We start from the raw sequence: 22,186 nt of genomic DNA on the forward strand, positions 1-22,186 counted from the left end.
CTGCGAGTCGCTTATTGCTGCGATTGCTGTTGTTGCGCTTGCTGTGCTTGCCGTGTGACGTGGCGGTGCTGCGCGGCGAGCACATCGTCCGCGCTACGCCCCACCAGTTCGCAATACACCGACGGCGCGGTCGCGCCTTCGGTGTTGATCAGCAGCACGCGTGAGCTTGCGTCGAGTGCCACGCGTTCGCGCGATGCGGTGTCGGTGTCGCGTGCGAGCGCAAGCAGACCCGCCAGACCCGCCACGCCCGATTCACCACCGACAATCGGCACGTCCCGCGCGCTGCCGTCCGCCACGACGCGCATCGCGTGCACGGCTTCGTCGTCGGTGACCGTCATGAACGCGTCCACCGACTCCGCGAGAAAGCGCCACGCGAGCGGCGACGCCGCGCCGCAGGCAAGCCCCGCCATCACCGAATCGACCGAACCCGTCGCGTGCGCCGCGCGCTGCGCGAGCGCGCTTTGCAGCAGGCAGTCGGCCTGTTGCGGTTCGACGACGATGAACGTCGGCCGCCGCGCGCCCCAGATTTCCGTGAAGTAACTGACGATGCCTGCCGCAAGACCGCCGACGCCACCTTGCAGCAACACGTGCGTGAACGGGCACGTGCCGTCGGCGGGTTTTTGTTCTGCGGTGGATTGTTCGAGCGCTTCGGCGGCGATCGTACCGTAGCCTTGCATCACGTCGCGGGGAATCTCTTCATAGCCGTCCCACGACGTGTCCGACACGACATGCCAGCCGTTTTGCGCCGCGAGCCGCGCAGCTTCTTCGACCGATGCATCGTAGTTGCCTTCGATGCGCACGACCTGCGCACCGAGCGCCGCAATCGATGCTTCTCGCTCCTCGCTCACGTGGCGGTGAATCACGATCGTGCAGCGGCAGCCGATCGACTGCGCGGCGGCGGCGAGCGCGCGCCCATGATTGCCGTCTGTCGCGCTGATGACCGTGAAGCCATCGAGCGCCTGCGCGTGTCGACCGGCGAACAGATCGGCGGCATGCCACGCTTGCGCGACCGGCAGCCGGAGAATCAGCCGCGCGAGCGCGATCGGTGCGCCAAGCGCCTTGAAGCTGCCAAGCGATGCACGCTTCGATTCGTCCTTTATCGCGAGCTGCGCGATGCCGATGCGCGCGGCGAGATCGGGCAGATGCCATAGCGGCGTCGGTTCGCGCGACAGCACTGGCCATTGCGCGAGCCAGCGTCGGCTTTCGTCGGCGCGTGCCACGCTTATGATGAGCTGGAGCGCGTCGCTATAGGGTGCGCGGATGGCTTGTGGGTTAGCAAAGAACGTTGTCGTCATGAGGGTTTCCGTCATGCGTATGAGGAGTCAAGCCGTAACGCGCGGCAAACGCAACCGCACGATCTCCGCGAAGTAGCGCGCGCCCGTGACGAGCACGTCGTCGTTGAAGTCGTAGTGCGCGTTGTGCAGCGGCGTGCTGCCGCGACCGTCTCCATCGCCGTTGCCGATGAAGACGAATGCGCCCGGCACGACGCGCAGGAATGCGCCGAAATCTTCGGAGATCATCATCGGCTGCACGTTCGCGTCGACGTTCTGCGCACCGACGACGCGGGTCGCCGCTTCGATCGCGGTCGGCACGCACGATTCCCAGTTCACGGTCGGCGCGAACTCGTGCGTGTACGTGAATTCGCATTGCGCACCGTGCAGCGCGCACAACCCTTCGGCGATCTCGCGCATGCGACGTTCGAGCAGCGCCTGCACGTCGGGTGTATAGCTGCGCGTGTCGCCCTTGATGATTACGTTGCTGGGGATCGCGTTGCGGATGCCGTCGGTGAACAGCTCGGTGCACGAGATCACCGCGGGCACGCTCGGGTCGAGTGTGCGCGACACGACCGTCTGCAACGCGAGCACGATCTGCGCGGCGATCACGATCGGATCGACGCCCATGTGCGGCCGTGCTGCATGCGTGCCGCGTCCCTTAACGTGGATCGTGAAGTTGTCTTCGCTTGCCATGATGCCGCCCACACGCGTCGCGATATGACCGGCGGGCATGCCGGGCATGTTGTGCGCGCCGTAGATTTCGTCGACCGGAAAGCGGCCGAACAGGCCATCGTCGATCATCGCTTTCGCGCCGCGTCCATGTTCTTCGGCCGGCTGGAAAACGATGCGCACCGTGCCGTCGAAGTCGCGGCGTTCGCACAGCAGTTGCGCGGCGCCGAGAATCATCGTCATGTGGCCGTCGTGGCCGCACGCGTGCGACTTGCCCGCGATCTGCGAGACGTAGGGACGATCCGCTGCATCTTCGGCGATGTTCAGCGCGTCCATCTCCGCGCGCAGACCGATCACGCCGCGACCGTGGCCGACCGTGAGACTCGCGACGAGCCCTGTGCCGCCGATGCCTCGCTGCACATCCATGCCGAGATCGGCGAGCACCTGCGCGACGAAGTCCGACGTATGCGCTTCCTCGAAGCCGGTTTCCGGATGACGGTGCAACTGGTGGCGCCATTGCGTCAGTTGCCGTTCGAACGAGGGGGCGGTGCTCATCGACGAATCTCCGGAATAGATGCACTGTGGTGCAACGAATATCAACGAGTATAGGACCCGTCGACGAGACGTTTTCCCGGTGCGTGACCGCAATGCGGGAAAACTTTGCATGCGGCCGTGCGACGATGGAAAATCCGCTCAGTCGGACTGACCCGGAGAGTCGCAATGGCGCGCTCGACGAACCGCAAGCACGCGGCGAAACGTGACCGTGTGCCGCATCGTGTCGGATAGACGGCCGCACGCGATCGGTATATAACAGGATGAACAATCCGTTCAATGCCGCCTGGAAGGAGAGCCGTTTCTCATGACCCGCGAAGTCCCAGACAAGCCGCGCACCGGCGAAGCCCCCGATCTCGAACAGCTCGATGCGGCGGTGAGCCACGTCGACGAACTCGTGTCGTCCGGCAGCATCGCGACGAGCGCCGCAAGAGGCATCCTGTACAGCCTGATCGAAACGCTCGGCACGCTGGTCGGCGACCCGGACCTGCCGGAGCATGCGCGCTCCGGCTACGAAGGGCTGCTCGAATCCGCACGTGAGCTGCGTGTGAAGATCGATCGTTGATGTACGCGCGGCTTTATTGCACCGGCACGCATCCGTGATGAAACAGCGGACCGTTTCAGTCCGCTGACCCTCGCATGCTTTTCATTTCCGACGTGGCGCTTCTCGCTGCCGCTCGCGTGGACCGCGTTTCGCTTAGTGTGAATGTGAACGTGAGCGTCAGTCGCTGTCCGCGTCGGCGAGCAGGGCGGCTTTCAACTGCGCCGGCGCCGACGTGATCTGCAACTCCGGCGTGCCGTGCCATTGCGCGCAGCGCTGCAGCGCGCGCCGCAGATCGGCGATCAGACGACCGCTCATCCGCACGCCGTCTTCGAGATGCACTGCCTTCAGCTCGAACACGCCGGTCGCGCGATGCGCCTTCGCATCGACGCGGCCGACGAGTTTGCCGCGGCTCAGCAACGGCAGCACGAAGTACCCGTACCTGCGTTTCGCGGCCGGCGTATAGCATTCGATCACGTAGTCGAAATCGAACAGTGCCGCCGCGCGCTTGCGATCCCACACGACGGGGTCGAACGGCGACAGCACCGTCGTCACGCTCGACGCGATGCGGCCGTTCGCGGCATCGTCGACGAGCGACTCGAACGCGCGATGCACGAACGTGTCGTGCTTCCATCCTTCGATGCGCACCGGCAGCAACTCGCCTGCATCGGCGAGCGCATGCAGCGCGTCGGTGTAGGGGCGGCGCGGCAGGCGGTAGTAGTCGGCGGCCCAGTCGGCGCGCACGATGCCGAGCGCGCGGCAACTGCGTTCGAGCAGCGTGCGGGTGACGGTGTCGGCGGGAGGCAGATCGCGTTTGTCGTTCCAGCTGGGCAATACGCGCTCGGTCAGGTCGTAGACGCGCTGGAAATTGCGCCGCTCGGCGACCATCAGCTTGCCGATCGCGAACAGCACTTCAAGATGCCGCTTCTCCGGTTTCCAGTCCCACCAGCCGCTGCTCGTGCCCGCTTCTCGCGCGAAATCGGCGGAACGCACGGGACCGGTCACGCGGATGTGTTCGAGTAGCGCCGCGATTTCGTCGCGGTACTGGCCGTGCCATTCGGCTGCATATTTCCAGCCCATGTCCGACGGATCGAGCATCCGGTGACGCAGCAGGCCGTAGTCCTCGATCGGCACGAAGCACGCCTCGTGCGACCAGTATTCGAACAGGCGGCCTTCCGCGAGATGCTCGTCGAGCCACTGCGGCAGGTACGCGCCAATGCGGCTGAACAGAACGAGGTAAGGGCTGCGCGCGACGACGTGGATCGTGTCGATCTGCAGTTGCGCCATCTGCCGGATCGCGGCGAGTACATCGGCCTTGGTGGCCTTGCGGCGCGGCGGATTCAACAGGCCCTGAGCGGCCAGGTGCAGCGTGCGTGCTGCGGAGAGCGGGAGAGTGTTCACGCAGTCAGTTAGCGGTTAGAGGCGGCTCCGGCACAGGCCGGGTGCCGCACGGAACCGCTACTGTAACGTGAACCAGTGGACTGCGAGTGCCGTCGCGCGAGTCCTGCGGGAAGGACGAGCGAACGTCAGTGGCGGCCGCGATGCGAGTCCCCACCGCGACCCCCGCCATGACCCCGACCGTGATCCCAGCCACGGTGCCCGCCGCGATCGTGCCAGCGGCGTTCGCGCCAGTCGCCGCGGTATCCGCCACCATATCCGCCGCCGTAGTAGCCCTGCGGTCCGGGCGCGTAGATGACGGGCGGCGGCTGGTAGATGACCGGCGGCGGGACGGCGTAGACCGGTCCAGGTGCACCCAGATAGACGCCCACATTGACGTGCGCGGATGCGGAGGCCGAAGCGCAGGCGGCCGCGATGCCGAGCGCTGCGAATAACAGTACGCGTTGAATCATGTCCATCCTCTGGTTCCATCCAACAGGGTTGCTGTTCGTCACGCCGTCAGGCGCTATCAAATTGCTGACGGTATATTACGATACAGAAAGCTTGATGGGTGCAAGCAGAGTCTGGGATGTGTAACGGGTGGTAAATGGAGTGGTAAGCGGGATGGTGAGCGCGGGCAGACAACCGGCCGGTTGCCTGCCCGTATGGCTCAAGCGCCGAGTGCGACGGCCTCGGCTGCGTCGACGGCTAGCATCTGATGGATCTGCGAGACGACCGCTGCGCCTTCACCGACCGCGGCTGCGACGCGCTTCGTCGAGCCGGCGCGCGCGTCGCCGATCGCAAACACGCCGTCGACGCTGGTAGAGAGCGCGCAGGCAGCGTTGTCGCCGTCGACACCGGTCAGCACGAAGCCCTTCGGGTCGAGCCGCACGCCACAGGTGCGCAGCCAGTCGGTGTTCGGATCGGCGCCGGTGAAGAGGAACAGATGGCGAGAGTCGAACTGCCGGGTGCCGTCGGGTAGCGGGTTTTTCAGTCCGACCGACGTGAGCCCGCTGTCGTCGCCGTCGAGTCGCCCGATTTCCGAATGCGGATGAACGGTGACGTTCGGCAGCGATGCGATGCGGTCGATCAGATAGCGCGACATCGTCGCTGAGAAGTCGCTACGGCGGATCAGCACGTGCACGCGCTTCGCTTGGGTGGCGAGGTAGACGATGGCTTGCCCCGCCGAATTGCCGCCGCCGACCAGCACGATCTCCTCGTGCTTGCACAGCTTCGCCTCGACCGGCGATGCCCAGTAGTACACGCCGCGGCCGTCGAAGCGCTCGAGGCCGTCGATCGCCGGCCGCCGGTACACCGCACCGCTCGCGATCACGATGGCCTGCGCGGACACGCTGCCGCCGCATTTCAGTTCGAGGCGGTGCGGCTGCTCGTCGCAATGCAGCGCCTTCACCTTCACCGGAATCGCGACGTGCGCGCCGAATTTCTGCGCCTGCACGAACGCCCGACCGGCGAGCGCCTGCCCGGTAATACCGGTCGGGAAGCCGAGATAGTTTTCGATCCGCGAGCTGGCGCCCGCCTGGCCGCCGGGCGCGCGCGCATCGAGCACGATCACCGACAGCCCTTCCGACGCCGCATACACCGCAGTAGCCAGCCCGGCCGGACCGGCGCCGACGATCGCGACGTCGTACACGCGCGAATTGTCGAGATCCGGCAGCAGGCCGAGACAGGTAGCGAGTTCGGGGTCGCTTGGATGACGTAGCACCGAACCGTCCGGACAGATCACGAGCGGCAGATCTTCGGGGCGTGCGGCGAACTGTTCGATGAGGCCGAGTGCATCCTCGTCGCGTTCGTCGATCACCGAATGCGGATGGCCATTGCGCGAAAGAAAGCCCTGCAGCGCGACGAGCCGCGAATCATTGCGCTTGCCGATCAGAATCGGGCCGCCCGCGCCTTTTTCGATCAGCGATACGCGGCGCAGGATCAGCGCGCGCATGATGCGCTCGCCGAGATCGGCTTCCGCAACGATCAACGCGCGCAGCCTTTCCGGCACGATCAGCAGGCACTCGGTGGGTTCGAGCGCGACGCCGTTCACGAGCGCGGGGCGGCCGGACAGCTGACCGACCTCGGCCATGAAATCGCCGCGCTGATGTTCGGTCACCACGTGCTCGCGCCCGAGGCCGTCGCGCTGATAGACCTTCACGACCCCCGTCAGCATGACGAACATGCCGGGACCGGGCAGGCCGGTCTCGAACAGCATCTCGCCGGGCTGCCAGCGATGGACTTCGCCGAAACGGCGCATGCGCTCGATTTCTTCGGCGGTGAGCTTCGGGAACATCTGGTGACGCCGGGTGGACAGATTCGAGAACGGTGCGTCGGCGACGACGTCCGGCTGAACCACTACATCCTGAGCTGCTCCCATCGAATCACTCCTTCTTCTCTTGACGCGCGCCGCGATGGGGTTGGGCGCGGCGATTGCACGGCATGGGCGTTTATACCGGCTTACACGGCCTTCGGTGCGATATGCACGTCGATGGACCGGTCGGATTCCTCGACGAGCGCCTCGAGCTCGCAGCCCGCGTCGCGCCATGCGTCGAGGCCGCCGAGCAGCGGCACGACGTCGCTGAAACCGGCGTCGGTGAGCTTTTTCGCCATCCATGCTGCTGAAATTTCGTTCGGACACGAACAATAAATCACGATCTTGTGGTCGTGCGGGTACTTCGCGACGATCTGGTCGAGCTCGCGCTCGTCCGCGAAGATCGAGCCCGGAATCACGAACGGGTCGAGCGTGCGCTTTTCGCGCGAGCGGATATCGAACAGCACGATCGGCGGCGCTTTCTCGAGCATCAGCTGATACAGCTGGTCGACGCTGATCCGCGCGGAGGCGAGCTTCTTGATGAGCTGCCGGCGCCGGTACCAGCGGTACGCGGCATAGAGCAGCAACAGCGCGACTACGACGACGGCTGTCAGTTTGCCGAGGCGGCTCGCGCCGGCAAACAGCATGTCGATCTGCGGCGCGAACACGGCACCGAGCACGAGTCCGACCGTGGCCCACAGTGCCGCGCCGATCGCGTCATAGCTGAGGAACGCGCGGTAGGTCGTGCCCATCGCGCCGGCCATCGGAATCGACACGATCGACAGGCCCGGCACGAACTTCGCCACCGCGAGCACGCGCACGCCCCAGCGGCCGAAGAAGCGCTCGGTCTTCTTGACGCAGGTATCGCGTGACAGCGACAGTCTGCACAGCGTTTTCAGTGTGTTGCCGCCGTACAGGCGGCCGGCCATGAACCACACGCTGTCGCCGATCAGCGTCGCGAAGACGGCGAGGACGAGTACCGGCAGCAACTGCGTGCCGATGGAAGTGGGATGCATGGCCGCCATCGCGCCGAACAGGACGAGTGTCGGCATCGCGGGCACGGGCAGCCCGAGCGAAGCGGCGAGAACATTGGCAAAAACCAGCGCAGGCCCGTACTGCTCGACGAGGTCATGTAGCATCGACTTACCTGGCGGCCTGGCGGGCCGCGATCTGACGGGAACCCAACGATTATGGACGCATTTTCGAGACGTGCAAGAGTTCCCGGATGCGGTCGGTGAAGCGGGTGCGATACAGCAGTGGCGGTGGATCCGCAGCCGGTCGGTCCGGTCCACCGCGCGAGCGCATTAGAACCGTCGGACAGAAGCCGCGGGAAGCAACCGGAAGATGGGGTGAACGGAGGAAATTGCAACGGCGGCGCCCGGAAAACCGGTCGCCGCGCAGGGTTTTATTGACGGTGGTTGTGCTGTTCGCCGGGCAGTTCGGCGCCGTGCGCGCGGATCGCGGCGATCAGTTCGGCGGGTGTGATTTCGTAACGCACTTCACGATGAATGCCGGGCTTGCGCTCGTCGACCTCGACCAGAAGAATGCCTTTACCGTCTTCTGTCGATTCGAGACGCAGCGAACGTAGTTCGCGCGCCGTCGCGTCGTCATATTCGGTGAGCAGGGCCATGGACCCGGAAGACCCGGTAGTGCGCATCGACTGTCCTCGTTTCATTGTTGGTTCGAACCATTGTACGGGCTGGTGTGCGCGCCGTCTGTCGTGCAGCGCTCACACTGGCGCGCTTTGCCGGGCGTGGGCGCTGCGGCGCGCCTGACCTGCCGCAGAGTGATCGGAGCCAGTTTAACGCGACTCGCGATTTCGCCGTTTGCCTTTTTACATGCCCCGGAGCGGTGCGCCGCATGGATGCCGTGTTGTGCTTCGATGTCATGCCTGTGTAGCACCGGCATACTAGGCTGCGGCGCGACGGCGGCGCACTTAATGGCCTGTATATGGTTCGATCTTCAGCGCGGCGAGTTCGCGGTCGCGCGCGGGCGTATCGGCGATCAGAAAATATTCATCGAGTTGCGGCGGCGCGATCGCGGTGCCGGACAGCATCGCGTGCGCCTGGCCGCGATGATGAATCTGATGAATGAACAGATGCGGCAACACGACGCCGACCGTCTCGCGATGGATGCCGATGCGGGGCCCCCGGTCGATACGGACTTCGCGATCGAGTGCGGTCGCGTCGAGCGCATCGCAAAACGCGATCAATTCGCGGTCGGTATGCGACTGCGCGGCCCACAGATCGGTGGCACGCGGCCATGGCTCCTCGTCGTCGAAGATCGTGAGTCCTTCGCCGCCGTCGACGAGCGCATCCAGATAGTAGCGATCCACCAGCAGCACGTGATTCAACGTGAGCCGCAGAGACGGGAAGAAACTCGTCCGCGGCGCGGCGAACGCGTCGTCGTCGAGCGCGACGCACGCGTTGAACAGGCGCGCGTTCGACCACGCGTTGTTGCGCGCCATCGCCGCATAGTGAGCGACCAGCGGCGCGGCAGGCGATGTCGGTTGCTTTGAGGGGAGTGCGGTCATGTCTTCCTCCGTCGATGGATACTTACCATGGCGTACCGTGGGTTCGTGAGCGTAGCATCGAAACCCGCCGGACCCGCCCGCCTCCACTTCACACTCATGTCCGATTCCGGCCAGAGTTCGCGGGCCGCCCAGGCTACAGTACCGCCATGGACCTCGATCGCAATACCTGCTACTCGGCCGTGCTGGCCCGCGACCGGCGCTTCGACGGCTGGTTTTTCGTCGCCGTGACGTCGACCGGTATTTACTGCCGCACGGTGTGCCCGGTGCGTGCGCCGAAGCTCGACAATTGCCGCTTCTATCCGAATGCGGCCGCTGCGGAACGGGCCGGCTTCCGGCCGTGCCTGCGCTGCCGTCCCGAACTTGCGCCGGGGCATGGTCTGCTCGATGTATCGCGACGGCTCGCGCAGGCGGCGGCCGCGCTGATCGGCGCGGGCTTTCTGAACGAAGGCAACCTGACGGCGCTCGCGGGCCGGGTCGGTGTCAGCACGCGTCATCTGCGGCGTATCTTCGAAGCAGAGTTCGGTGTGTCGCCGATCGAGTATGCGCAGACGCAGCGTCTGCTGCTCGCGAAGCGGCTGCTTGCCGAAACCGCGTTGCCGGCCGCGCAGGTCGCGTTGACGTCGGGCTTCGGCAGCGTGCGGCGCTTCAACGATCTGTTCAGTCGACGCTACGGATTCAGTCCCGCGCGTCTGCGCAAACGCGCAGTGACCGCGACCGCCGACGCCGATACGCTCACGCTCGAATTGCCGTACCGGCCGCCGTTCGCGTGGGACGCGCTCCTGTATATCCTCACCGGTCAGGCGATCGGCGGTGTCGAACGCGTGACGCACGACAGCTACGTGCGTGCACTCGAGGTGCCGCACGACGGCGCGCATCTGACCGGCTGGCTGCGTGCGACGCACCTGCCGCAGCGTCAGGCGTTGCGGATCGCGGTGTCCTCATCGTTGACGCTCGCGGTGCCGTCGCTGCTCGCGCAGGTTCGTCGCTTTTTCGATCTCGACTGCCGGCCCGATCTGATCGACGCGCAGCTCGGCAAGCTGGCCGCGTCGACGCCGGGCCTGCGTGTGCCCGGTGCGTTCGACGGTTTCGAAACCGCGCTGAGAGCGATCGCGCTGCGTCAATGGTCGCCTGCTGAAGCGCACGGGTGGTTGCAACGTATCGCGGACACGTTCGGCACGCCGGTTGCGTACGCGCCCGAAGGGTTGCGTCGCGCGTTTCCCCGCGCAGAGGCGTTCGTCGAAGTATCTGCACATGCGCTCTGTGCAACCGGTTTGCCGGCGTATGCCGCTGCGTGCGTGTTGACGCTCGCCGTCGAGGTCGCGCAGCAACGCGTGTTTCTCGAGCCGTTCACGCCGCTCGACGAAACGCTTGCACATCTGCGCCATGTCGTCGGCCTCGACGAATGGTCGGTGCAATACATCGCGATGCATGCGCTCGGCTGGCCGAATGCGTATCCAGCGGACGAACACGTAGACGAGGGCGAATGCTGGGCGCCATGGCGTGCGTATGCGGTCCAGCACGTCGCGTATGCGGCCGCGCAACAGGCGAGGGCGGCATGACCACGATCTGCATGTTCGTGCCGAGTCCGCTTGGCGACATCCTGCTGCGCGCGGAAGACGATGCGTTGACCGGCCTCTTTTTCGTCGGACAGAAGTATTTTCCTTCGATGGATTCCGCGTCCGTTACGCTGCGTTGCGCGTCGCCGCAGGATGTTCCGCGTACGTTGCCGCGCGTCCTGCACGACGCGCAGGTGCAACTCGCCGAATACTTCGCAGGTGAACGGCAAGACTTCGCGCTGCCTTTAAGACCACGCGGCACTGCCTTTCAACGCAGCGTCTGGGATCAGCTCGTGAGGATTCCGTACGGCGAGATCGAGAGCTACGGACGCATCGCGCGGCGTCTCGGTCTCGCGGCCGGTAGCGCGCGTGCGGTGGGCGCGGCGAACGGGCGCAATCCGGTGTCGATCGTCGTGCCGTGTCATCGCGTCGTGTCGAGCGCGGGCGATCTCACCGGTTACGCGGGCGGCCTGCACAGGAAGCAGGCGCTGCTCTCGCTCGAACGTCCTGCGGTTGTGCAGCAACAGCAGATAGCATTGCTCTGACTGCACACGATAAAAAAAGCCCGTCCAAAGGGGACGGGCCGCCTAAACGCCGTTGTTACTCGAGTCAGCCTGATCGCACGATCGAACTTCTGCTGACGCCGCCATCGTGAGCCGTCGACAGAGGCTTGTCGAGGTGGGGCTAACGCCGATCTATCAGACCAATCCAGCGGTTTCGTCGCGCGATCGTATGTGCGAGCGCAACCGGTTCGACCCGAGACCGGAGTAGTCTCGCGGAACCGGAAACGGTAAACAGATACATGGCTTCGTCGAGCATTCTGCGGTGGCCGCCGCCTGCCCGACGAGTGTGACGAGTTTGACGGCGAGGAGACTGATATGACGGTATCGCGTTTGCGCAATATTCCCGGCATCGGTGTCGACAAGATGGGCGACGCGGCCGACGCATCGAACGATCGCGACATCTTGCGGCTCGAGAATCTGGACACCGATCTGCGGCCGCCAGCCGACGCGATTCGCCGCACGCACGAAGCGATCGACGACGACGATGCGAACAGCTATCTGCCGTTCACGGGTCAGCGTGCGTTGCGCGAGGCCGCGGCCGCGCGGGTCGCGAAAAGTGCGGGCACCGCTTACGACGCCGGACGCGAATGCGTGATTTCTGCGGGCGGTCTCGCCGGCATTCTCAACGTGCTGCTGTCGATCCTCGAGCCGGGCGACGAGGTTGTGCTGACCGATCCGACCTACGCGGGGCTCATCAATCGTGTGAGACTCGCGGGCGGCGAACCGAAGTTCGCGCGACTGATTCCGGGTGCCGACGGCTGGCGGCTCGATCTCGACAGCCTCGCGGCCGCGATCGGTCCACGCACGCGTGCGCTGCTCGTGATGTCGCCTTCGATGCCGAGCGGTTTCGTCGCGACGCGTGACGAATGGGATGCGATTGCCGCGCATTGCCGGCGCGCCGATGCGTGGCTCGTCTACGACGCGGCGATGGAGCGCATCGTGTTCGACGGCCGCGAGATCTTGCATCCTGCGTCGTTGCCCGAGATGCGCACGCGGACCATCACGGTCGGGTCGGTATCGAAGGAATACCGGATGATCGGCTGGCGCGTGGGCTGGATCGTCGGACCGGAAGCGATCATGGGAGACGTGCGACTGACCAGTCTGTCCAATGTGGTGTGCCAGGTCGGTATCGGCATGCCCGGCGCAGCGGCCGCGCTCACGGCCAGGAACGATGGCGTCGCGGAAGCGGTCGCGCAGTGGCAGGCGCGTCGCGATCTGCTGCTGCACGAACTGCGCGATCTACCGCTCGTGCGTCCCGACGGTGGATGGTCGTTGTTGATCGATACCGCGCAACTGGGTCTCGCTTCGACCGACGCATCGCGCCTGCTGTTCGAAAAGGGCGACGTGGCGGCGACGCCGATGACCGGCTGGGGCCCGCAGGCCGAACGCTATCTGCGCTTTGTGTTCGCGAACGAGCCGCTTGAACGGCTCGCCGATATTCGCGAACGCGTGCGTCGCGCATGGAACGTTTAGGTCCGGAGGGGTTTTAGTGGACCGGCGTGGAAGGTTCCAGTCAGGTGTCCTTCGATGCTTTAACTGAATATGCAGCCTGTCTCGTTACCGCAAAATCTGAAATGCGGCATGCCGCCAGGTATCGGCCGATGCATAGATCTCCCGGTAAGTAATCGAATGCCAGGCCGTGCGATCCGGCAGTACGAAACAGGCTTTGGCCACGGCGTCGAACACGGCAACCTTGCGATCGTATTGCGCCGGTATTCATGCACCGGGTCCGTCCAAAGGCGTCGATTTCAGAAGTGTCGCTGTTGAAATACGCCGTAACCGAACCGCTAAAATGTAGCGTCGCCTTTACCATTCGTGGCATAGTGGCCCCACGTTACTTAACGGGAGGCTCGAATGGCCACGCTAGAACAGATTCAAACACGTATGAAAAAGCTGCAGGTGCAGGCGGAAAAGATCATCGCCAGGCGTGCGCAAGCCGCCCTGGACCAGATCCGTTCGTTGATGATCAAGCACGGTTTGACCACCGAAGATATCGAATCGCGCGCTAAAGCACGCAGGGAACGCGCACGAGGCGAGGCAAATGGTGCGGCGAAATCCGCTAAAACTGCTAAAGGCGCGCCCAAGGGCAAGCTGCCGCCGAAGTATCTGAACCCCAAGACCGGCGAAACGTGGAGCGGCCATGCGCGCCCGCCGGCATGGATCAAGGACGTCAAGGATCGCTCGAAATTTCTGATTGCCGGTGCTGCACACGGTGCCGCGACTGTATCTAAAGCGGCGGCGAAGAGCGGTAAGGTTGCGAAGAAGGTCACTGCAAAGAAAGTAGCCGGGAAGAAGTCGGCGGCTAAAAAAGCGAAGGCGGTGGGCGCAAAGAAAGCGGCCGTGAAGAAAACGGCGAAGAAAACAGGCCGGGCTAAAGCAGCGCCGGTGAAAAAGGCCGCAGCTAAAAAGGTATCGGCAAAGAAGGCGTCGGCGGCACCCGCAACGGCACCGGTCGCCGCATCAGCGGCAGCATGAGCATGTGAAAAGGGCGCATGATGCGCCCGATTGTTTCAACGAGCCCGCCCACTCTGCGGCGGGCGTCGGTTCTCCTGCCCAGACAGCAACGCCGGCCTCTCTTTGCAGAAGGCCGGACATTGCTGCGCTCTCCAATGTTTAGACGAGGCCCGTCGCGTAATACAGCGCGATAACGAAGAACACGGCCAGCGTCTTGATGATCGTCACCGCGAAGATGTCCCGATACGATTCGCGGTGCGTGAGGCCGGTCACGGCCAGCAACGTGATGACGGCGCCGTTGTGCGGCAGCGTATCCATGCCGCCGCTCGCCATCGCGACGACACGGTGCAGGACTTCCAGCGGGATATGCGCGGCTTCCGCGCCTTTGATAAACGTATCGGACATCGCCGCGAGCGCAATGCTCATGCCGCCCGATGCCGAACCGGTAATCCCCGCCAGCGAACTCACTGAAACGGCCGCATTGACGAGCGGATTCGGAATGCTCTTCAACGCATCGCTAACCACGATAAAACCGGGCAATGCGGCGATTACACCGCCGAAGCCATATTCGGAGGCCGTATTTAACGACGCCAGCAGCGCACCCGCGACCGCGGCCTTGGTGCCCGTCGCAAAGCGCTCGCGCACGCGACCGAACGCGGTGATGACGACGAGCACGATGCCGAGCAGCAGCGCACCTTCCACTGCCCAGATCGCGACGACGCTCTTGATCGATGTCGTGATCGGCGCATGGACACCGGGCAGCACATCCGGGGTGACCGTGTAGGACGCACCGTACCAGTCGGGGATCATGTGCGTCAGCACGAAGTTCGCAACGCCGACCAGCACGAGCGGCGCGACCGCCAGCAGCGGATGCGGCAGATGCGACGCCTCGACGCGTTCCGGCTCGTTGACGAGCGATGTGCCGTAGCCTTCGCCTGTCTTCATCGCGGCACGGCGGCGCCACTCGAGAAACGTCAGACCGACGACGATGATGAAGAGCGATCCCGCGATGCCGAGCACCGGCGCGGCCCACGCGGTGGTCTTGAAGAACGTCGTGGGGATGATGTTCTGGATCTGCGGGGTGCCCGGTAGCGAATCCATCGTGAACGAAAACGCGCCGAGCGCGATCGCACCCGGCATCAGGCGCTTCGGGATGTTGCTTTGCCGATAGAGTTCGGCGGCGAACGGATAGACCGCGAACACGACGACGAAGAGCGACACGCCGCCATACGTGAGCAGCGCGCAGACCGCGACGATGACCGCGTTGGCGCGCGAACGTCCGATATAGCGGATGGCCGCGGCGACGATCGATTCCGAAAAGCCCGATAGCTCGATGACCTTGCCGAATACCGCGCCGAGCAGAAACACCGGGAAATAGAGCTTCACGAAGCCGACCATCTTGTCCATGAAGATGCCCGAGAACACCGGTGCGACCGCGGACGGATCCGTTAGCAGGACGGCGCCGAGGGCCGCGACCGGCGCGACGAGAATCACGCTATAGCCGCGATACGCGGCGAACATCAGGAACAGCAGAGCGGCAAGGACGATCACAAAGGACATGGAGTCTCCAGACAAGGTGCATTCGGCAAGCGGACGTTCGATCGTGTCGCCCGGCTAGCCGTTTATATCGCGCGATTATTTCCGTTATTTTTCGAAAGGTCATGTAAAGAGCGGGCGGGCAAAACGGGTCGCGTCCGCGATGCCGCCGGTAATCATAGCGTCGTTGGCGGGAATGCTGTGCGCGATGCCGCCATCTCACAAAGTTTCTCGACGCGACGATCGGCTATCCGCACGAAGGCAACGGCATCTATGCGGCGATCCATCACGGCAAGGCAGGCGCCTTAAGCGATCGAGGTCAACCCTTTCTGCCACCGTTTTTATTCGACACGCTAAAACCGGTTAATCTCCGTTTGCCGGAGGAAGACGGCGCGCTATAGCGATCCGCATGCGTCGTCGCTGCGCAAGACGCTGGCCGCACCCGACTGACCCGCATGCGAGTGACGATTTGCAAGGTACGCGTGGCACAATCGTGCCGTCGAAAAACAAGAAGCCGATCGGGGTTCTTCATGGAACACAATCGTCGTTTATTCTGGGCGGGTGTGATGCTCGCCGTCACCGGGTGCGCCGCCCTTGTGGGCTGCGGCAGCAGCGCGCCGTTGTTTCTGTCGGATGGCCGGCCGACGACGCAGGTGCAATGTCCCGACGGTCAGGACTCGTGCGAGCAGCAGGCGCGCGCGGCCTGCGGCGGTGCGTTCGACACCGTGCGCCAGTCCACGGACAACGGCCAGCGCACGCTGCTGTACGCGTGCAAGGCGAAGTAATCGCCCGTCAGGCGACCGCGCCTGGCAGATGCAGCAACCGCCGGATCAGGTCCGGCTGGCGGTTCGTCGAGGTCTTTTGATCGATCGATTGCAGTTTCGGCCGCAAACCGAATGCCGCCGACACCTCCCCCGGCACGATCAGGTTGTAGACACGGAGAGCGCGGTCTTGTCGCTTTCATCGCCTGCGCCCGCGTCACCCCTGTCGTCCGCGACGCGCAGTGCCCGATAGCGGGCGGCCGCGGTTCGCGCCGATGCGTCGGGTGTGCGGCTGGATTGCGGCGGTGTCATAAATACGATGGACAACGCGCTCATATTGTCCTTCGTCGGGATTCACCGCGGTCTCGGTTATGTCGGAATGTCGGCGTCCCCGATTTGCCATTCCGGGCTGGCTGTTCCGCAAACGGTGAATATACAGTCCGACTGGCTGACGTTAATCTTCCGTTTCTTACGCCGATTATCTTCAGACGAAGCGTCCGTTTCGGTGCGGCGCCTAACGGAGTTCCGCAAACCGCGGTTTTACATTTGATTTGTGCGGCTATCCGATACCCGGATACCCGCTGTAATTTTTTCCAAACAGCCCAAAGAAGGCAGTCAAAACGGCATTTGCTTATGCTTTTTCGGTTATTGCACGAGGCATGATTAATGCTTGATATTGAAAATTGAATAGGTATTCCGGGGAAACACAATGAACCACCTGCAACTCGAAAAAGATATCGAACACCTTGAACACGTGATGGCGCGCATATCGTCCGCGGACCGCATTCCGTTGTCGTACTGGCGCAACCGGATCGAATCGGTCTCGGTCGCGGTGATCGTGCCGTCGCAAGCCCATCGTGTGAGACGGCTCAACGAAGCGCTGCGCGTGCTCGAAGCGCGGGAGAATGACGCACGCGACGCGCAGGCGTACCCTCAGGTTTGAAGATTTTTCGCCACGACATCGCGGAACGGGAACATGGAAACACAGCGAACCGGCACGTGGGCCCGGTCTTGAAGAACAACCAGGTTGCAGGATCGACGATGGGGACAGCAGGGTTTTCACCGGCGCGGCTCGCGCGGATAACCGAGACGATGCGGGCATACGTCGAGCGCGGTGAGGTGGCCGGCGTGGTGACGCTCGCGTGGCGGCGCGGTGAAATCGCGCAGTGCGACGCGCTGGGTTCACGCGACGTGCATGATGAAACTGACGCATTGCCGATGGAGCGCGACACGCTGTTCCGGATCGCCTCGATGACCAAACCCGTCACGAGCGTAGCCGCGCTGATGCTGATCGAAGAAGAACGACTATCGTTCGATGCACCGATCGACCGCTGGCTGCCCGAACTCGCGGACCGGCGCGTACTGCGCGATCCGGCCGGGTCGCTCGATGCGACCGACGCCGCACGCACGCCGCTCACTGTTCTCGATCTGCTCACGCATCGCGCGGGCTTTGCATACGGCTTCACGTCGACCGGGCCGCTCTCCGACGCCTATGCGACGGTGTTCAACGGCCTCGACGGACACGCGAACGTTGACCGCTGGCTTGCGCGCATCGCGACGCTGCCGCTGATGTTCCAGCCGGGTGCGCGCTGGCACTACGGCATCGCAACCGACGTGCTCGGCGTACTGATTCAGCGCGTGAGCGGTATGTCGCTCGGCGAATTTTTCCGCAGCCGTATTTTCGAGCCGCTCGGCATGCGCGATACGACGTTCTGCGTCGCGCCGTCGCAGATCGACCGACTCGCGACGGCATGGCGCGTGGACCCCGACAGCCGTCGGCGTGTCGTCGAGGAGCGGGCCGCCGATAGCCGCTGGACGAACCCGGCGCGCTTCGAGAGTGGCGGTGGGGGGCTCGTGTCGACTGCGCACGATTACCTGCAGTTCGCCCGGCTGCTGCTCGGGCGTGGACGGGTCGACGGCACGCGGCTGCTGTCGCATCGCTCGGTCGACTTGATGCGCAGTAACTTCCTCACGCGCGACCAGCGGCGCATGCCGGCGATCGGACACATGAGCTGGGCGGGCCAGGGCTTCGGGCTCGGTCTTTCGGTAGTCGACGATCCCGCACAGCAACTGCCGCTCGGCTATCGCTCCGTCGGTTCGTTCGGCTGGCCCGGCGCGTTCGGCACGAGCTGGTTCGCCGATCCGGTCGAGGACATGATCGGCATCCTGCTGATCCAGCTGCGCACGGTCGAGCCGTTTCCGATGGCGCTCGACTACGAGCGACGGCTGTACGAAGCGTTAGACGATTAAACGTTTCATCCGCGCGCGAGGCAAGCCCGGCAAGCCTGAGGCGAAATACGTCTATCCGGCACCTTTTCGATCTGGTAGGGTCACAGTCCGTTGATAAACCGATTGGAGACACCCTTCATGGCCACCTACAAGCAACTGACAGCACAGCTCGAAAAGCTTCATAGGGACGTGGCCGTCGCGCGCGAGAAGGAGGTGGCGCAGGCGATCGCCGACATCAAGCAGCAGATTGTCGAGTACGGCATCACCGCGGAGGAGCTTGGCTTCTCGACGAAGCGTCCGGTCACCGCGCGCAAGCCGCCGCTGCCGCCGCGCTACCGCAACCCGAAGACCGGTGAAACCTGGAGCGGCCGTGGCCGCACGCCTGGCTGGCTGGTCGGCAAGAACCGCGAACGCTTCCTGATCGAGAACTGACGGACGCCCGCTGCGACACGCGACACCCTTTCGACGGCCGATGCATTCACGCGATGCATCGGCCGTTGGCATTCAAGGGTGACGACAAAAGCGATCGCGTGCGCACCGTTGCGCAAGTCCCGAAAACGCTCACCTTTGGACGGTATTGGGTGAGTAGTGCGATGCCTGGCGATGTACCCGCAGATCGATGAGGTCGAGGGCCTTCGCGCAGATGGGTTGTCCAGCGTTCTCGCTGTAAGTGAGTCGTTCGAGCGCCGTGCAAAGGCGATAACGCAACCCGCAAAGCCTTGATGGTTAAGGCTCTGCGGGTTTCGCCACAAAGCCGGGAGGGCATGCGGACACTCACTTTGAACCGGCACGCCGCACATCGCGACGCACGTTTTCGCTCACGCCGAAGCACGCGGCACGATCGCGTATCGATCACGCTTCACGAGCCTTCGCGCGCTGGTCCCGAAAACTCTCACCTGTCGCCCGGCGATCCGGCGCAGCGGAAATTTTCCGCACGATCGAGACTGCCGTAGCCGACGTAGCGCGGAAACCCGGGGAACCGGCACAGCGGACGCGACCGCCCGTAGGTCGCCGATGCGAGATCGGTCGCGACGAGCGTCTGCGGCGCGACGCCATGCGTGACCCAGTTGTCGAGCGCACCGAGCATGTCGATCGACGGGATGAAGACGCCGTTGCCGTGCTGGAATCCCGGGACCATATAGAGCCGCATGAACCCGTCCACCTGTGCAGCGCCATAGCGCGCGATGAGCGCGCGATAGTAGGCGATGGTCTGGTTGGGGCTGATCACTTCATCGGCGAGTCCTTGCAGCGTGATCAGCTTGCCCCCGCGCGCGATGAAGCGCGACATGTCCGGATTCATCGCGCCGATCGTTCCCGACAGATCGACGAGACGTGGCAGATACGCGTCCGGACGCTGCACGTCGAACTGCAGCGAATCGACGCTGCCGTCGCGCGTGACGAAGTAGCGGATGTACGCGTCACCCTGCGCAAACAGATAACCGTTCGGGAGGAACGCCGGGTCGGGTAGTCGCTCGGCCGTATGCGCGAGGCCGAGCATGCCGGTGAAGCGCGTTCCCTGGAAGACGTTGTAGCCGCGATACCGGTTGACCTGCCACGCGAGCTTATAGGGCAGCGTGAGCCCGTCGCGCAACACGGACAGTGTCTTGACCTGTGCGGGGTTCAGGCAGGTCTCGTCGTCGCTGTCGGCATGTGGTCCGCAGCGCAGCGACTTGATCAGTTGCGGTTCGAGCGCGCGACATGCTTCCACGTTGCTGATGATGCCGTCGGCGGCACCGTCGAGCATGTCGCAGGTTTCGATCGTGCGGCGATAGACGAGATCTAGCAGCGCCGGCGGAATGAAGCCGCCGATGTTGCGGTATTCGGCCTGTCCGAGCTTCACGCCGAGCAGGCGCACGCCGGAAAAATTCAGCGCGGGTGAGTTCGCGATCACGCCGTCGTAGTCGTCGGGAAAGCGCTGGATGGCCGTATAGCCTTCGCGGCCGCCGGTCGAACCGCCCGCGAAATACGTGCGGTCGGGCAGCCGGCCGTAGCCGCGCGCGATCAGTGTGAGCGCGACGTCATGCGTTTTCTTCAGATGCGCGTAGCCGAAGTTGATCACCGCTTCGTCGACGAGCCCAAACGCCGCGACGGCCGGATTGCCGACGTGGCCGGAGTCGTCGCCGAACGTCGCATAGCCGCGCGCGAGCGGCGGCTTGTCCGGCGAGAACGGCACCGTGCCCGTTCCGCTCACGACGATTCCGCTATAGCCGCCGCCGCCGAATTGCAGCGCTCGGCCGTTCCAGCGACGCGGCAGATTCAGTTCAAAGTGGATGTCGGGCGCGCCGATCCTGATCGATTTGATGCTGCCGGTGATCCGGCAGTATTCGCCGTCCACATTGCCCGGCGCGCTCGCGGGAATCACCGTCGCGTAGTCGACCTGCGCGCCGCGCGTTGGCAGACCGATTGCCGCGGCGGGCAACACGAGCCCGGCGAATTCCGTGCAGCGCGGCGGAACAAGTGGTGCGTGATAGGCGGCGGCGGGACGCGCGGCGGTCGCGAGTCCGATGAAGAGCAGCGTCGCGAGGACGCGCGCAGGATCCGGTCCGCTTGCCGGCATCGCCACATGTGCGAGCGATGCGAGAGGCGGCGCGGTGCGCGCGATCCCCGCCGTCATCCGGCTCGTGCACCTTGCACGGCTGCACGCGTGTGCGGGCCGCGCCAGTTGCGCCAGGTCTTCGCGAGCGCGAGCATGACGGCGATCGCCGCGAAGTCGCCCGCGAGCGCGGCGAGGAAGCCGGCGAGACCGTGCCAGCCGTGCGGCGTCGCCGTATCGACGACTAGCGAAATCAGCGTGCCGCCGACGAAGCACACGAGCCCCGTGCGTCCCACCGTGACGACGGCCGGCAGACGCTGCGCGAGCCGCGCCACGGAGCCGCGCGCGACGAACTGCGCGACGACCCACGCGATCGCGACGAAATTGACGACTCTCACGAAAGACAGATGCTGCTTCATGGCACCGGGCAACGGTTGAACGAGAATGAACAGCTTGACGACAGCGAAGCCGATCACCGCGGCGAGCGCGATGCGCGACAACCAGCGTCCGGCCGGCGACGCGAGGTACGCGGGCGTCGGCGGATGCAGCCGACCGATCATACCGAGCACGAACACCAACTGCCACGCGAACGGATTGAACGCCCAGCCGGCGACGTCGGCGATGCTCAGCATCGTGGCGATCAGCGGCGCGAACCACCAGATGCCGAGGCTGCACGCGAGCGCCGCGGCCGGCGAACGGCGTACGAGCGGTACTACGAGCGGCACGAACAGCGCAAATATGACATACATCGGCAGCACGCTCGACAGATAGGGCTGCTGCCGCAGCAGAACGATGTCGAACGTGGTGCGCATCGGATGGTTTGCGAACGGCTGCCAGCCGGTCAGATCGACCATCGGATGGTTCAGGTGCAGCAGCGCCAGCAACGCGCCCGACAGCAGCGTGAGTAGCGCGGTCAGCAGATACGCGCGGTAGATTTCTCCGCAACGCCGGAAAAAGCGTGCGCGCGCCGCGGGCGCACCGTCGCGTGCGAGTACGGCCATGTAAGCGGCTGCCGATGCATAGCCGCCGAGAAACACGAATACCTCGGCCGAATCGCACAGCGCATACGCATGCAGCATCAAGTGCGACAGCACGCTGCCCGGCATGTGATCGAGCACGATGACGATCAGCACGACACCACGAAAGAAATCCACTTCGACTGAACGTCCCTGGCGTGATTCCATTGGATTCTCAGCTGGCTGACAGGTGATGAGAGGGCGCACCCACGGGCGCGATGCCCTGAGCGCTTTCCGGTACGAACCGTGCACGCGCGCAATGTTCCCGGCTGCGAAAT

At 64.4% G+C, this 22,186-nt stretch carries 20 protein-coding genes; 9 read left to right on the plus strand and 11 right to left on the minus strand.

What is annotated here, in order from left to right; translation table 11 throughout:
- Positions 1–11 precede the first annotated feature (11 nt).
- Positions 12–1,295 carry a diaminopropionate ammonia-lyase gene (locus tag ACREXZ_RS10535; protein ID WP_431764007.1) on the minus strand — a complete coding sequence of 428 codons (1,284 nt, stop codon included), beginning with the start codon at positions 1,293–1,295 and terminating at the stop codon, positions 12–14.
- A 27-nt stretch (positions 1,296–1,322) separates the two neighbouring features.
- Positions 1,323–2,498 carry a M20 aminoacylase family protein gene (locus ACREXZ_RS10540; protein WP_431764008.1) on the minus strand — a complete coding sequence of 392 codons (1,176 nt, stop codon included), beginning with the start codon at positions 2,496–2,498 and terminating at the stop codon, positions 1,323–1,325.
- A gap of 304 nt (positions 2,499–2,802) precedes the next feature.
- Here ACREXZ_RS10540 and ACREXZ_RS10545 point away from each other — a divergent pair, with 304 nt between their 5' ends.
- Positions 2,803–3,060, plus strand: a complete 258-nt coding sequence (locus tag ACREXZ_RS10545; protein ID WP_431764009.1) for a hypothetical protein — start codon at positions 2,803–2,805, stop codon at positions 3,058–3,060.
- Positions 3,061–3,216: 156 nt separating this feature from the next.
- On the opposite strand, the gene ACREXZ_RS10550 is transcribed toward ACREXZ_RS10545, so the two are convergent.
- The 6 genes from ACREXZ_RS10550 to ACREXZ_RS10575 all read right to left on the minus strand — a co-directional run bounded on the left by ACREXZ_RS10550 (position 3,217) and on the right by ACREXZ_RS10575 (position 9,260).
- A complete protein-coding gene (locus ACREXZ_RS10550) occupies positions 3,217–4,437 on the minus strand; it encodes a winged helix-turn-helix domain-containing protein (RefSeq protein ID WP_431764010.1) in 1,221 nt (406 codons plus the stop codon).
- 125 nt (positions 4,438–4,562) lie between these two features.
- Entirely contained in the window at positions 4,563–4,886 is a 324-nt protein-coding gene (locus ACREXZ_RS10555) for a hypothetical protein (protein WP_431764011.1), read from the minus strand.
- A 197-nt stretch (positions 4,887–5,083) separates the two neighbouring features.
- Positions 5,084–6,793 carry an FAD-dependent oxidoreductase gene (locus tag ACREXZ_RS10560; protein ID WP_431764012.1) on the minus strand — a complete coding sequence of 570 codons (1,710 nt, stop codon included), beginning with the start codon at positions 6,791–6,793 and terminating at the stop codon, positions 5,084–5,086.
- A gap of 80 nt (positions 6,794–6,873) precedes the next feature.
- Positions 6,874–7,866, minus strand: coding sequence for a DedA family protein/thiosulfate sulfurtransferase GlpE (locus tag ACREXZ_RS10565; protein ID WP_431764013.1), 993 nt, complete (start codon positions 7,864–7,866; stop codon positions 6,874–6,876).
- Positions 7,867–8,132: 266 nt separating this feature from the next.
- Positions 8,133–8,384, minus strand: coding sequence for a hypothetical protein (locus ACREXZ_RS10570; protein WP_035560791.1), 252 nt, complete (start codon positions 8,382–8,384; stop codon positions 8,133–8,135).
- 279 nt (positions 8,385–8,663) lie between these two features.
- Positions 8,664–9,260: a DinB family protein gene (locus tag ACREXZ_RS10575; protein WP_431764014.1), complete on the minus strand. Its 597-nt coding sequence runs from the start codon at positions 9,258–9,260 to the stop codon at positions 8,664–8,666.
- A gap of 146 nt (positions 9,261–9,406) precedes the next feature.
- Here ACREXZ_RS10575 and ACREXZ_RS10580 point away from each other — a divergent pair, with 146 nt between their 5' ends.
- From ACREXZ_RS10580 to ACREXZ_RS10595, 4 genes are all read left to right on the plus strand, one after another.
- Positions 9,407–10,819 (plus strand): AlkA N-terminal domain-containing protein, encoded by a 1,413-nt coding sequence (locus ACREXZ_RS10580; RefSeq protein WP_431764015.1) that lies wholly within the window; start codon positions 9,407–9,409, stop codon positions 10,817–10,819.
- Positions 10,816–11,361 (plus strand): methylated-DNA--[protein]-cysteine S-methyltransferase, encoded by a 546-nt coding sequence (locus ACREXZ_RS10585; RefSeq protein WP_431764016.1) that lies wholly within the window; start codon positions 10,816–10,818, stop codon positions 11,359–11,361. The genes ACREXZ_RS10580 and ACREXZ_RS10585 overlap by 4 nt, the downstream gene beginning before the upstream one ends.
- Before the next feature lie 333 nt (positions 11,362–11,694).
- Positions 11,695–12,852, plus strand: a complete 1,158-nt coding sequence (locus tag ACREXZ_RS10590) for a pyridoxal phosphate-dependent aminotransferase (protein ID WP_431764017.1) — start codon at positions 11,695–11,697, stop codon at positions 12,850–12,852.
- Between the two features lie 381 nt (positions 12,853–13,233).
- Positions 13,234–13,854: an H-NS family nucleoid-associated regulatory protein gene (locus ACREXZ_RS10595; RefSeq protein ID WP_431764018.1), complete on the plus strand. Its 621-nt coding sequence runs from the start codon at positions 13,234–13,236 to the stop codon at positions 13,852–13,854.
- Positions 13,855–13,992: 138 nt separating this feature from the next.
- Here ACREXZ_RS10595 and ACREXZ_RS10600 read toward each other — a convergent pair whose 3' ends face one another.
- The gene (locus ACREXZ_RS10600) at positions 13,993–15,393 is read right to left on the minus strand and encodes a GntP family permease (protein WP_431764019.1); all 1,401 of its coding nucleotides are present in this window, start codon (positions 15,391–15,393) and stop codon (positions 13,993–13,995) included.
- A gap of 506 nt (positions 15,394–15,899) precedes the next feature.
- Here ACREXZ_RS10600 and ACREXZ_RS10605 point away from each other — a divergent pair.
- The 4 genes from ACREXZ_RS10605 to ACREXZ_RS10620 all read left to right on the plus strand — a co-directional run bounded on the left by ACREXZ_RS10605 (position 15,900) and on the right by ACREXZ_RS10620 (position 18,791).
- Complete coding sequence (locus ACREXZ_RS10605; RefSeq protein WP_431764020.1) at positions 15,900–16,154, plus strand: hypothetical protein; 255 nt, start codon at positions 15,900–15,902, stop codon at positions 16,152–16,154.
- Between the two features lie 685 nt (positions 16,155–16,839).
- The gene (locus ACREXZ_RS10610; RefSeq protein ID WP_431764021.1) at positions 16,840–17,073 is read left to right on the plus strand and encodes a hypothetical protein; all 234 of its coding nucleotides are present in this window, start codon (positions 16,840–16,842) and stop codon (positions 17,071–17,073) included.
- A 98-nt stretch (positions 17,074–17,171) separates the two neighbouring features.
- Positions 17,172–18,380: a serine hydrolase domain-containing protein gene (locus ACREXZ_RS10615; RefSeq protein ID WP_431764022.1), complete on the plus strand. Its 1,209-nt coding sequence runs from the start codon at positions 17,172–17,174 to the stop codon at positions 18,378–18,380.
- 117 nt (positions 18,381–18,497) lie between these two features.
- Positions 18,498–18,791 (plus strand): H-NS family nucleoid-associated regulatory protein, encoded by a 294-nt coding sequence (locus ACREXZ_RS10620; RefSeq protein ID WP_431764023.1) that lies wholly within the window; start codon positions 18,498–18,500, stop codon positions 18,789–18,791.
- Between the two features lie 460 nt (positions 18,792–19,251).
- Here ACREXZ_RS10620 and ACREXZ_RS10625 read toward each other — a convergent pair whose 3' ends face one another.
- Both ACREXZ_RS10625 and ACREXZ_RS10630 read right to left on the minus strand, forming a co-directional pair.
- Positions 19,252–20,916 (minus strand): tannase/feruloyl esterase family alpha/beta hydrolase, encoded by a 1,665-nt coding sequence (locus ACREXZ_RS10625; protein ID WP_431764234.1) that lies wholly within the window; start codon positions 20,914–20,916, stop codon positions 19,252–19,254.
- A 53-nt stretch (positions 20,917–20,969) separates the two neighbouring features.
- The gene (locus tag ACREXZ_RS10630) at positions 20,970–22,076 is read right to left on the minus strand and encodes an OpgC domain-containing protein (RefSeq protein WP_431764024.1); all 1,107 of its coding nucleotides are present in this window, start codon (positions 22,074–22,076) and stop codon (positions 20,970–20,972) included.
- Between the last annotated feature and the right edge of the window lie 110 nt (positions 22,077–22,186).

The sequence above is a fragment of the Paraburkholderia sp. genome (assembly GCF_050742655.1).
Taxonomy (GTDB): Bacteria; Pseudomonadota; Gammaproteobacteria; order Burkholderiales; family Burkholderiaceae; genus Paraburkholderia.